This window comes from Arthrobacter flavus, from assembly GCF_039526005.1.
GTDB lineage: Bacteria > Actinomycetota > Actinomycetes > Actinomycetales > Micrococcaceae > Arthrobacter_D > Arthrobacter_D flavus.
On the sequence record NZ_BAAAIJ010000021.1, the window covers coordinates 13,848 to 25,938 of the forward strand.

The following is a 12,091-nucleotide window of genomic DNA, read 5'->3' on the forward strand; positions in this document are numbered from 1 at the left end:
TGTGCTGAGGGTTAGCCTGCGCATGTTGTCCATCCCATTCGCCATCGCGGATGCAGTTCTGATGCTCTGAGTCTGGCAGAGGTTCTGCGCGAATTCGAGGGGCTTGCATGAGGGATTCCGCCGTCCGCTCTGCGGAAAGGGTCTCGGTAAGCAACAGCTTTCTGAGACACCTGAATTGCGCTTCGATGCAAGACCTTGATCACCGGCTTGGCGGCACTGCTTCTGTCTCGGAAACTTACCTGACCGTGCACCGCCGAACAAGCTGCTCGTTCGGGACTGCTGAAGGTTTGGTTGACTCCTGACCTGTGAGGATCAGCCTCGCGGGTGGAAGGATGTTCATCATGCCTAAACGGCAAAAACCCGGAAGCCTGAACCTGAGAGCAACCCGCGTTTGAGAACATCCGAAGGTGTGTCGGGGTTGGGTCTTCGCCATTCCATTGAGCAATGGGTATCGAACGGCAGTGCTCAGCTACAGCGGTACGCCCGTTTGGTGGGGTGGTTGTGCTGTGACCAGGTCTCGTCGGTTGAGCTCGGCAGTGAGTTCTTCTAGGCGTCCTTCAGTTTCAGGTTCAAGATTGGAATCAAGGTATTCAGCGTCCAGCTCCCGGCGAACCTTGCTGTTGAGCACTTCCACCTCAATGTCATCCAGGATGGTGAGATCCGCTGGAAATAGCTCTTCTGGCGTGATCCTGCTGTTGTGGTCCATCGGTTCTACCTTCTTCTGAACGGGCCCGGCTGGGATAGTAACTGCAACGATGTGTCCACTCTGATCTTCGGGTACCACCCTGCCCCGCACGAATGACCTGATGAGAAGATTGTCCACCACGCGCTAGGTCAAGGAGTCAACAAAATTGGGGGCAGGCCCGCTCGCTCCATCAGGCTACAACGATTCGTCTGGTTTGGGCGGTGGTTGTGCTGCGAATAAGCCACGTCGGTGAGGCTCCATGGTGAGGTTGTCCTCGTTACGCTGTGCTCGGATGCAGGCTTGGTTTGTCGATTGGGCTGAAGATCAGTTGTAGGTAGCCGCCGGCGTAGACACGTTCGACATGCATGCCGTAGACGGCGCGTACCGCTTCGGCGGTGAGGACGTGTTCTGGGGCTCCGGCACTGACGATTCGGCCGTGGTTGAGCATGACGAGGGTGTCGCAGTAGCGGGAGGCGAGGTTGAGGTCGTGGAGGACGACCACGGTCGTTACATTGAGTTCGGAGACCAGGCGCAGTATTTCGTGTTGGTAGCGGATGTCGAGGTGATTAGTTGGTTCATCGAGGAGTAGGTGATCAGCTTGTTGGGCCAGTGTCCGTGCTACGAGGACTCGTTGTTTTTCTCCGCCGGAGAGGGTTGCGAATCTACGATCCGCGAGGTCTCGTGCGCCGACGCGGGTCAGGGCGGCTGCGACCGTGCGGTGGTCTTCGCGGTTGAATGGGGTCAGGAGCCGGCGGTGGGGGGCGCGGCCCAGTAAAACCATCTCAGCGACGGTGACGGGCAGGTCTGATGGTGTTTCCTGGGCGACGACGGCCACCCGTCGGGCCAGGGCTGTTCCGCTGAGCGATGTGACCGGGTCGTTATCGATGGTGACGAGACCGTCTCGGGGTCGAAGCGCGGCATAGAGGGTTTGCAGGAAGGTGGTTTTCCCGCTGCCGTTGGGGCCGATCAGCCCGACTACCTCGCCGGGTCCAGCGGCTAACCCGACGCCGTCTAGTACCAGGTTGCCGTCGTAGCCGAAGGAGATGTCGGTGGCGGAGATCATGGGTGAGTACCTGTCTTGTTATGTGGTGTCAGCGAGTCGGGTCGAGCCGGCGGATGAGGACGAAGAGCAGCGGCGCTCCGACGAGCGCGGTGACGATGCCCAGCGGCAGTTCTTGTGGTGCTAGCACGGTGCGGGCGAGTACGTCAGCCCAGATGAGGAAGATCGCGCCGAACATGGCTGCGACTGGGAGGAGACGGCGGTGAGCGGTACCAACACACATCCGGGCGACATGGGGGATGATCAGGCCTACGAAGCCGATGCCGCCGGAGGCCGCCACGAGGGATCCCACACAGAGTGCAACCACTAGCATGGCCCCGGCACGTAGTTTGTTGGGCGATATTCCCAGCGTCTGCGCGGTGTTGTCTCCGATCGCCAGCGCGTCGAGGCTTCGGGCCACGATCAGCAGCGTCAATAGGGTAGCGAGTACGACTACTGCGGTGATTAACGCGGACCCGCCGCTGGCTAGTGTCAGTGAGCCGAGGATCCAGAACAGCACGGCGCGGCCGGCGTCGGGGTTGTCTGAGGCGAAGATCAAAAATGAGGTGATCGCGTGGAGCACATACCCGACTGAGACCCCTGCCAGCACCAGGCGGGTTGATGTCATCTGGCCGCGGACGCGGGCTAGCAGGAACACCCCTACCCCGGCCAGTAGCGCTCCGATGGCGGCGCTGGCTGCTAGGGAGCTCGAACCGATCCCGGCACCGAACCCGAACAGGATCGACGCGGCGGCCAGCGTTGATGCCCCGGAAGTCACTCCCAGCAGGTAGGGCTCGGCCAGCATGTTGCGGGTTAGCGCTTGGAGGGCGACCCCAGCGATGGCCAGGCCGGCACCGACAGCGACGCCGAGCAGCACACGCGGCACACGTAAGAGCCAGACAATGGCGTCCTCGGCCGAAGTCCAGGTGACTTCCTGCGGAACACCGAACAGGTGATGGCTTACTATTTGGGCGACTGTTCCCGGCGCTATACCGACCGGTCCGAGGCCCACAGTGATGGGTATCGACACCAATAGGGCGATAATGAGACCACCCATCCACCACCAGGTGTTACGCCGCCGCCGGTCGTGGTCGAGGTCATCAATCTCTGTAGTCAAACCTGAATTCGCGGCCAGCTCGGGGTGCGGATCCGGACCTGGATTAAGGGATACACCGGGGTGTGGGTGGACGTCTTCGGTGGCGCTCACTGGTTCACGCACTGGTGGACTGGCCCGAGGGCATGGCCACGGTCACGGACGGTGGAAGGCGGAGCGTTGCCGGGGTGAATCATCGTTGCCTTTCGGACGTTGGCGAGTGCGGGTGCGGGTGCGAGGGTGATGGTGTTGGGTTGTTGGCCCGGATAGTTAGAGCGGCGGCCAGGGCGAGCAGGGTGAATGCACTGAATACGGTCCCGGCTCCGAGGTATCCGCCTGCGGCGAGTCCGGCGCCTCCGGCGGCTGCGCCGAGGAACAGGCCTAGGCTCATTCCGGCTGCGCTGAGGCTCAGGGCTGTGCCGCGCACGTCACCGCAGCGACCGACTAATAAGGTCACTACCGCGGCTGCGATTACCGCGTGAGAGGCTGACAATACGGCGGTGGCCAGCAACGATACAACCAGAGTTGGGGCCAGATACACGCCGAAGAGGGAGATCGCGGCAAGGATGAGGCAAATGCGCATGGCGCGAAGGGCCCGGTGCTCGGAATCGGTGGTGTTCAGCAGCCGCCCCGCGATGAGGTGGCCGAAGAAGAACGACCCACCGCTGAGGGTCCAGACGAACGCGAACGCGGTTGGTGGAAGGTCGAACCTGTCGTTGTAGAACACGGCTAGGAACGCGAGGTGTCCCATGAATGCCCCGGCTCGGCCGAACGCCACCATCAGCAGTGCCCGCGCACCCGGCACGGCACCGAGCATGCGGAAAGCCGCGAGATATCCGGGCCGTCGCCCGCTGTTGAGGGCGGCGGGCACCTGGTGGCGGTGGCGGAGCAGGATCGGAGTCAGCAGTAGTGCCCCTACCGCGGCCGCGATCATGTTGCCTTGCCAGCCCCACCATAATGCAGGAAACGCGAGCAGCGGCGCGGCCAGGGTCGCGGCCAGGGTCTGCGTGGTCATCACCAGAGTCGCGGCCCGGCTCGCAGCTGGGCCGGTGCCGAACCGGTCTGCTGCCGCCGTGGACAACGCCGGGTACAGCAGCGCGTTCGACACGCCGATCAGAACGCAGAACAATGCCAGGGCAGGGACCCATGTAATGGTTCCGACGGCGGACGCGAGAGCCACGAGCACCAGAGCCACGGCAGCTACCTTCGGCGGCGGGATTCGCCCGATCAGCGGTGCCACAGCGATCCCGGCGACCACCGCACCGATCCCTCCCAGGCCGCGCAACGCGCCCACCGACGCCGCGTCACCGTCGCCGACCGCTGCGGCAATTGACACGAGGAAGACACTGAACACGGTGAGCGGCAGCAGACCAACCACCGAAGCGAGCAGAATGGGCCACACCATGGCGGCAATTCGCCAGTCGCTGAGCAACGGCTCGACTTCAGATCTCTCACGATCAGTCCCGTGATCAGTCTCGGGGTCGATCGCGTGATCGGTCAGGTGGTCGGTTGGGTGGTCGGTTGCCCCTGGCGGGGCCGGGTCAGCGATGGTCGGGCCCGCGCTCTGGTGCTTCGGGGCGTCGCCCGTTTGGAAACCTTTTGCGCTCATTGCGTCCCCGCGATCTCTGCACAGATCATGTCCACGTCTTCGCGGAAGTCCTGAACCAGGAATGCGTCGGACATTCGTTCGCCGTTCCGGGCTCGGGACGCCCCCACGAGTTTCTGTTCATAGTTTTTTAGAAGGGCGTCGATTGTTGGGCAGGCCGAGTCCAGGTGCCGGGCCACGCCTTGGATGATCTTGGTCCGGTAGTAGTCCTCTTTCGGCATCCTTGGTACGTCCCACTGCCCGGTGTTGTCGAGGAAGATTGGTTGGATGGGGATGGCTGAGAAGTCGAAGTACCTGCCGTTGCAGTCCGGTTCGGAGAACGGGTCGACGAGCAGGGACGCGTAGCGCACGTACACCAAATATTCTTGATGTAGTGGAGGTAACCGTTCGAAGCGTTCCACGTCGTCAGCGCTGATACTCTGCGGACGCACCGGGTAACTATCTTCGAGCATGAACCGGAGCAGGTTCACCCCTGTGGCACCGAGCTTCTCTACCAGTGCTGTGAGCTCCTTCCACTGTGCCACCATGGTGCGAATCAGAGCCGGGGTGACCGGGCCCGGGCTATACAACAGCACACCGATCAGGGGTACATTCCAGGTCTTCTCCAACTGTCTCGCCAGCACTTCTGCCCAGTCCTGGGTTTCCTGATCGAGCCGTTCGGCTTCGATCACGACGTGCACCGAGTTCTCATACAAGACCACAGCAGAACAGCCGCCGTCCTGGCACTCGACCGGATACGGCTCCACCCGTAACGGAAGCGGCATCGGGATTTGGCAGTAATAGTCCGGAGACCGCCGCTCCACCCGGCACCTGATGGGATCCCGCGCTCCGGAAGCCTCCAACACGATTTCAGTCTGGCCATCGTTTGGGAGCCCTTGCCTAGACGCCACCAAGGTTGCCAAGGCCATGCAAGCATTACCGCAAAACTCATCGGCGGCCATGTGTAAATGCGCATCCACCCCCGGCAATACCGGCTCTTGAATGAATCCGACCTGCTCAGCGTGCACGTGCCTGACCGACATGATCGCCGTCGCGATGTCCAAGTACTCCCCGACCGGATGCTCAGTCCTGACCAAAAGAGTCATGTTCTGCGTTGGGCTCAACTTCACGAGGTCGATCTCCTTGACCGTCATCGATACCCCATGACTTACCGTCGCACCTACCCTCATCCCGGGGGGAAGCAACGCCTCACTCATTCGCGAGTTGGTCCGCCAGCAATTCGAGCCCGTCAACGGCAAGCGGGCTTGCCGAGGTGTAGAAGTAGTTCAGAGGCAGCAACGCACTGTCATCAGCGACGGCGTCCAGCCCGGCGAGCTCGGGCCGACTACGAAGCTCCTCAATCACATCAGCTTCGGTCTCTAACTCCGAGGAGCCGGTGGGAAGGAACATCCCGAACACCAGATCCGGTGCAGAATCGACGATCTCCTCCGCATTTGGCTCAAAATAGCGCTTCTCCACGCCGCCAAAGCCGTTGTCCAAGCCCAACAACGCCATCTGCTCCGACACCAACGCCTGACCACCATAGGCCCCCAATGGGCCCTCCGCGTTGACATACAGTGGGATCGCGCTCTGCTGCGGCCGTTCGGCTACCTGCTCCTCAACCGCTGTCACACGCTCACGCAGACCCTGAATGGCTTGATCAGCGATCTCCTGGGTCCCGAACAGCTTTCCGTATGCCTCAATGTCGCGATAGATCAGATCAAAACCGGGTTGCTCACCGACCGACGCGCCACCTTCCACACCCGCACAATAACCACTGACAGTAATCAGCTCGACACCGGCCTGAGACAGACGTTCGGCCAAGGCATTGATATCACTAGCCGCCGAAATGTCGGTACCAATTGCCGCATCCACCCCCGTACTGATAATCATCTCGAACGACAGATCATGAGAATCCTCCGTCACCCGCTCGGCACCCTCGACGACGTCCTTCACCTCAGCGTCGAAGGGCACCTCCAGGCTTCCGGCATAGTGCGTCACCGAGTCCCCGGCACCAGCTGCGACCAACAACCCCGGCGCTTCCGAGCCAATGGCCAGAACCCTCTCCGGTGGAGTGTCGAAGATAACCTCCCGGCCGCAGCTATCGACGCTGACCGGCACCGTAGAAGGTCCGGCCGACGCCGACCCGCCCGAAGCGGCGGGATCACCGTCCGTGGTACTTGTTCCACAACCGGTGACCCCTGCCAAGACAAGGACCACCCCTGCAGTAGCGAAGCGGAAATGTCGCATGAGGCAAAACTCCATAATCGTTATGAGGGCCCGCCGGTCTGGGCGGGCCCGTGGTGAGCTGAGTGAACTTGAGTGCAGTCCCGACACGGACGTCCACAGGCAGCTTCTGTGATGTTTATACAGCCTGCGCGTCGAGAGACTTTCCAATAGATTATTGGGAATGATTCTCAATTGCAAATAATCTTCCGTCAGCCTACTCGGCGCCAAGCCGCCCACCATGAACTGGCCTCCAACGCTTCCAACAAGCAGTAACCCTTACCCGCTCAGGAACTGTACTGCCCATTTGGAGCTGCTCGTCAATAGCAATGTACAAGCGCAACTCGTCAACATGAGCACGGTCATCGGGGTTATCGACCTGCTGGTGCTGTCCTGGTCCGCTTCAAACGGAACGTATCGGCTCTACCTTGGCCGACCGATTTGACCGGATCAATACCCATATCTGACACACGTCCACCACGCCGTTCCCGCTGTGGTGAGGATGGTTGGGTCGCCGGAGCGAATGTTGGGGGCTTGAGCCTATTCCGGTGCGGGCGACTAGCTGCCGTGGTTCAAATGTGCCCACAAACGGTCGCGGTCGGGTTCGGTAACGAGGCTGGCGTCAAATGTGCCATCCCGATCGAAGCGGGAATCGTAAGTGGTGAAGTGGCCGGTCAGCAGCTCCTCCACGACAAACCATCCGGGACTGTAGTCCTCTTCGACGTCCTCGTGCTTCCCGTCGGCCCAATGCACCTGGTTCCACATACATTCGAGCTTGGACCAGAAGAAAGGTAATGAACGCATGGGGGTGACCGAGGTTGTTACCCATCCTTGGATTTCGCCGTTCAACGACAGCTGCCACACCGCATCACGAAAAGGATCCAAACGCGGATCTCTGGGCCAATCCGTTTCGTCGAACGACGCGTCGAACCGCTTGGCAAACCATCCCATCGTTCAGTTGTAGCAGCCCGGTTATTCGAGCGTGGAAACATTCACGCTCGTGTTGGCTGTCAACAGTGGCTAAATCGTTCGTATTTGCTACAAGGACCGTCGCCGTCGCCAAAGTGTGTGAGTAGCAACGCTGAGTGGCGCGTTTTCACAGCGGTAAGTGGCGTGTTCTACTTCGCGTTCAGCTCCCGTGACCGGCGGTAGAAGGTTGCGCGGGACATGCCGAGGTCGCGGGCGACCTGCGCTGCCGGCTCACCACTGTCGACGAGTCTGAGAGCGTTTCGGATTTTGCTGTCACTGATCAGGCGTGGCCTTCCTCCTAGATCCTTCCCTGCTTCCCGCCGCTTCCCGATCGAGTCGACGATCCGCTCGCGCTTGATGTCGTGTTCCATCTGCGCCAACGCCGCCATGATCGTGAACAACATTGAACCCATCGGGGTGGACGTATCGACGTCGCCGCCGCCGAGGTTCAACACCCGAAGACCTGCTCCCCGGCCGCGGAGCTCCTGGGCGAAGTCGAGCATGTTCTGCGTCGATCGTCCCAGCCTGTCCAGGGTCGTCACCACGAGAGTGTCCCTGGCTTCCAACGCAGTGAGTGCCCGATCGAACTGGGGTCTCGTCGCCCGCGCACCGGACACTCCTTGGTCCACGTACAAGTCATCACGGCGCACCCCGGCGGCTATCAGGTCTGACTCCTGTCGATCTGTCGACTGAGGCCGAGTTGAGACTCGTGCGTATCCGATCAGCTTTGTCATATCGCTCCAGGTGTCTCGTATCTAATGTTTCGTACACTGATTCGAGCATAGGGTTTCGAGGCATAGATATGAGAATTTTGAGTCCTGATGGTTCCGCCAACACGGACAGCTTTTGAAGTCACGCCGCGAGACGCCTCGTATCTCTAGGGATACGAGACGCCGCGGCAGAACCATGGGTCCGCAGACAGCGTCGTTTGACGCGGTGCCGCAGCCGTCCCTCGCTTTAGGTACGCCCGCGCACTCCACTTGACCCGTGCATCCAGGTGTCGATCACCAGGTTGGGTGCGTCGAGCTTCGCGAGGCGGCCTGCGTGAACGTGTTCCCACGCGATGAAGAGGATCGCATGGAGGGCCTCCATAATCCACCGGGCATTCTGGCCCGCTTGCAGGTCGCCTCGTTCTTGGCCTCGTCGGATTGCGTCGATGAGCACGGAATCGAGGGAGTCGATGCTCTCGATGATCTCTTGATCGTGGTCAAGTTCATGTATCCGCAGCAGGAAGTTGATTCGGGGTCCCATGGGGATCATGAGTTCGACGAAGCGGTGAAACACTGCCCATGATTGGTCCACGTCGAGCTGTGAGGTGAAGGCTGTATGGAGTGCTGATTCGGCGTAGACCTCTGTCATCTCCCCGATTGCATCCATCGCGACAGCCTGGAGGAGCGCGCACCGGGTCGGGTATAGACGATGCAGCGTGGAGCGGCCGATACCGATGCGCTCAGCGATATCTCCCAAGGCTGCGGTCGGGTGGTCGACGAGTACCTCCGCGATCGCCCGCAGAACAGCCGCCGGAGATTTGTCGAAAGCGGGAGGGGTGACCGCTGATCGAATCATGAACTCAGTCTACGGGATCCATTGAGATAATGTACCATCTGGGACATGAGTGGTTCATTTCAGACGCTTTCGCTTCCATGTGGCCGGCAGCAGCTACCCGATCAACTTCGAGGCCTGGCTTTGCTCGGCATCATTTTCGTGAACCTCCCGTTCCTCGCGCTGTCGAACGACGGGCTGTCAGCAGCGTCGATCACGTCGGTCGGGGATGGCGTGGTTGGATTTCTTATCGTCGCCCTTGCGCAGGGCAAGTTTTATCTTCTCTTTGCTTTTCTCTTCGGCTACAGCCTCACCCTCATCCTCCGCAAACGAACCAGTGACGGGATGCACCGGTACCGGCGCCGACTAGTCGGTCTTGCCGTGCTGGGACTGCTGCATGCAGTGTTCTTCTTCATCGGCGACATCCTCTTCAGTTACGCCATCCTTGGCGTCATCCTGTTGTGGTTCGTCACCAGAAGCACGAAGACAGCGTTGATCGGAGCAGCCGTTTCCTACACTGTCGGCCTGCTCGTGCTGGTCGCCCTAGTGGTCATCTCGATCGGCGCGACAACGTCGGCCGGAGGAATCATCTCGGACCCGGGCGCGCTGAACAGGGCCATCGAGGGCACGTTCATCGACGCTGCCAGCGCCCGACTGACGGTGCTACCGGAGGCGTTGATATTCCAGTCCATACTGAATTGGGCTCCAGCGCTGGCGATGTTTCTTCTGGGCCTCGCCGCTGGGCGCGCGGGAGTCCTCGCTGAACCGGAACGCTACCGGAAGCTGTGGAGATGGCTGCTGGGCGGGGCGGTCCTCATCGGCTTGCCCGCTGGTGCCTTCTCAGCGTGGCTAGTCTTGTTCGCCGATGACCCCACCGGCTTCAGCCGGGTCCTTGGTGTGGCGATCGGATTCGGGACAGCACCGATACTCTCGGGTGGTTACGTCGCTGTGGCTGCGATGACCACCACGTCGCGGGTTGCGGCTCTGACGGCGCCCGCAGGCAGGATGTCGTTGACCGGATACCTGGGTGAATCCGTCATCCTTGCGGCGATCTTCTCCGGATGGGGACTGGGGCTCTTCGGTGAGCTCACCCTCGTCGGAGCCGCTGCCGTGGCATTCGCCGTCTGGTTGGGACTGGAGATCTTCGCCAAAGTATGGCTAAGCTACTTCGCCTTCGGTCCGATGGAATGGCTGCTGCGGTGCTGGTCCAACGCCCAATGGATGCCATTGCGCCGGGCGGACATGGACACTAAAAGGCTGTCATGACGACGGTCGGCGGCATCTCTCGGCGCCCCCGAACCAGCGCTATCGGGCTACTCTCCGCCGATTGGCTGTCCGTGACCGGGAACTCCATCGTCGGCATCGCCATACCCTGGCTGGTCCTGCAGCGCACAGGCAACGCCGCCCTGGCGGGGTTGATCGTCGCAGCGGCAATCGTCCCGCTAATCCTGTCGGCGCTGCTTGGTGGTGCCGTCGTGGACCGGATCGGACGGAAAATCAGCAGCATCCTCGCTGACCTTCTCAGCGCCGCTGCTGTCGCGGCAATCCCACTCATCGACCTCCTCGGCAATTTAGGCCTCGGGGTCCTGGCGGTACTCGTCGCCGTCGGTGCCGTATTCGACGGACCCGGGATGGCTGCACGGGAAGCTCTCACCGTCGATGTTTCCCGCGCCAGCGGAATCTCCCTCGTGAAGCTCACCAGCTACCGGGAAGCTCTCCAAGGAATCGGGCAACTCGCCGGCCCCGGTCTCGCCGGGCTGCTCATCGCCCTGATTGGACCCTTGCAAACACTATGGATCAGTGCCGCAATGTTCATCCTCGCTCTGACCATCATTGCTCTGACTGTCCCCAAGATCCCCGCGGAACGACCCGCCCGATCCAGCCCCGAAAACACTTCCCACCCCAATATCGGGCGAAGGTACTCCTACTGGGCGTCCGTTCGGGAAGGCATCTCCTACCTGTGGAAGGACCGAACACTTCGGGCGGTAGGGATCACCGCAGCACTGCTTCTCATGTTCCTCGTCCCCTTAGAAACGGTCGTGCTTCAGAGCTATTTCAGCACGAACGGCGATAGCTCCGGCCTGGCCATCGTCCTGACTGCATTCGCCGTAGGCGGCATCGCAGGGAGCCTCAGCTACGCCCTCGTCGCCACCCGAGTTCGACGCCGCCTACTCCTGATCGGGGCCCTCTCAGCCACCACGATCTCGCTCGCGCTGCTCGCCCTCCTCCCATCCCTGCCGATCCTGGCCGTCATATCAGCATTGATCGGGTTCAGCGCCGGACCCGTGAACCCACTAACGTCAGTCATCATCCAAGAACGCACCCCTGACCATCTCCGCGGCAGGATCATCGGCAACATCACATCTCTCGCTCTGATGGGAGCGCCGATAGGACTTCTTCTAGCCGGCCCCATCGTCGAACTCTTCGGCGTGCCCACCGCAATCCTTGCTATCGCCGCGGGATGCGCTGCCGCAACCATCCACGCAGCCCTCTCCAGGGCCTTCCGCACCCTCGATACGCCTAATTGAGACCCAGAGGCTCGACCTTCTTACATTCTGCGGGTCGACTAGATTGACCCGTTTCGACGCGTCGCATCATTGAGTATCCATTGACTCCTTGAGGCACCTTCAGTCCACACTCTGGGACCTCATGACGGGACCGCGCCCCCGAGCGCCAACGCAAGAACGCAAGAACGCAAGAACGCTCAAATATTGCGCCGGTGAGGCCGAAACGGTTCACCGCGAAGACTGCAGCCGTCTCGTAACTGATGTGCCTTGCAACCCATGCATTCGGAGACACTGATGAGCGAGGCATGGTGTGATCGATAAAGCGCGTCTGTGACAGGCCATGCTTCTGGTTTAGACGGCTATCGGGTCTGCCCAGGGTTTGGTTGTCACCTGACCTGTGAGGATTTGTTCTCACTGGAAGGATGTCAATTATGGCAAAGGCATA

11 protein-coding genes are annotated in these 12,091 nt (G+C 61.0%); 2 read left to right on the top strand and 9 right to left on the bottom strand.

The window, feature by feature from the left end:
* Positions 1-469 precede the first annotated feature (469 nt).
* The 9 genes from ABD059_RS06835 to ABD059_RS06875 all read right to left on the bottom strand — a co-directional run bounded on the left by ABD059_RS06835 (position 470) and on the right by ABD059_RS06875 (position 9,163).
* A complete protein-coding gene (locus tag ABD059_RS06835) occupies positions 470-706 on the bottom strand; it encodes a hypothetical protein (RefSeq protein ID WP_343878615.1) in 237 nt (78 codons plus the stop codon).
* A 256-nt stretch (positions 707-962) separates the two neighbouring features.
* Complete coding sequence (locus ABD059_RS06840; RefSeq protein WP_343878616.1) at positions 963-1,748, bottom strand: ABC transporter ATP-binding protein; 786 nt, start codon at positions 1,746-1,748, stop codon at positions 963-965.
* 28 nt (positions 1,749-1,776) lie between these two features.
* Positions 1,777-2,841: a FecCD family ABC transporter permease gene (locus ABD059_RS06845; RefSeq protein ID WP_343878617.1), complete on the bottom strand. Its 1,065-nt coding sequence runs from the start codon at positions 2,839-2,841 to the stop codon at positions 1,777-1,779.
* A gap of 169 nt (positions 2,842-3,010) precedes the next feature.
* Entirely contained in the window at positions 3,011-4,426 is a 1,416-nt protein-coding gene (locus tag ABD059_RS06850) for an MFS transporter (RefSeq protein ID WP_343878618.1), read from the bottom strand.
* Positions 4,423-5,619, bottom strand: coding sequence for an opine metallophore biosynthesis dehydrogenase (locus tag ABD059_RS06855; protein ID WP_486303287.1), 1,197 nt, complete (start codon positions 5,617-5,619; stop codon positions 4,423-4,425). The genes ABD059_RS06850 and ABD059_RS06855 overlap by 4 nt, the downstream gene beginning before the upstream one ends.
* On the bottom strand, positions 5,612-6,523 hold the full coding sequence (locus ABD059_RS06860; protein ID WP_343878620.1) for an ABC transporter substrate-binding protein: 912 nt from the start codon (positions 6,521-6,523) through the stop codon (positions 5,612-5,614). The genes ABD059_RS06855 and ABD059_RS06860 overlap by 8 nt, the downstream gene beginning before the upstream one ends.
* A gap of 663 nt (positions 6,524-7,186) precedes the next feature.
* Positions 7,187-7,579, bottom strand: a complete 393-nt coding sequence (locus ABD059_RS06865) for a hypothetical protein (protein WP_343878621.1) — start codon at positions 7,577-7,579, stop codon at positions 7,187-7,189.
* Between the two features lie 167 nt (positions 7,580-7,746).
* On the bottom strand, positions 7,747-8,331 hold the full coding sequence (locus ABD059_RS06870; RefSeq protein WP_343878622.1) for a recombinase family protein: 585 nt from the start codon (positions 8,329-8,331) through the stop codon (positions 7,747-7,749).
* 223 nt (positions 8,332-8,554) lie between these two features.
* The gene (locus ABD059_RS06875) at positions 8,555-9,163 is read right to left on the bottom strand and encodes a TetR/AcrR family transcriptional regulator (protein WP_343878623.1); all 609 of its coding nucleotides are present in this window, start codon (positions 9,161-9,163) and stop codon (positions 8,555-8,557) included.
* Positions 9,164-9,208: 45 nt separating this feature from the next.
* Between ABD059_RS06875 and ABD059_RS06880 the strand changes: the two genes are divergently transcribed.
* Both ABD059_RS06880 and ABD059_RS06885 read left to right on the top strand, forming a co-directional pair.
* Positions 9,209-10,405: a DUF418 domain-containing protein gene (locus tag ABD059_RS06880; RefSeq protein WP_343878624.1), complete on the top strand. Its 1,197-nt coding sequence runs from the start codon at positions 9,209-9,211 to the stop codon at positions 10,403-10,405.
* Positions 10,402-11,667 carry an MFS transporter gene (locus ABD059_RS06885; RefSeq protein ID WP_343878625.1) on the top strand — a complete coding sequence of 422 codons (1,266 nt, stop codon included), beginning with the start codon at positions 10,402-10,404 and terminating at the stop codon, positions 11,665-11,667. Before ABD059_RS06880 ends, ABD059_RS06885 begins: the two co-directional genes overlap by 4 nt.
* The last annotated feature ends 424 nt before the right edge of the window (positions 11,668-12,091 follow it).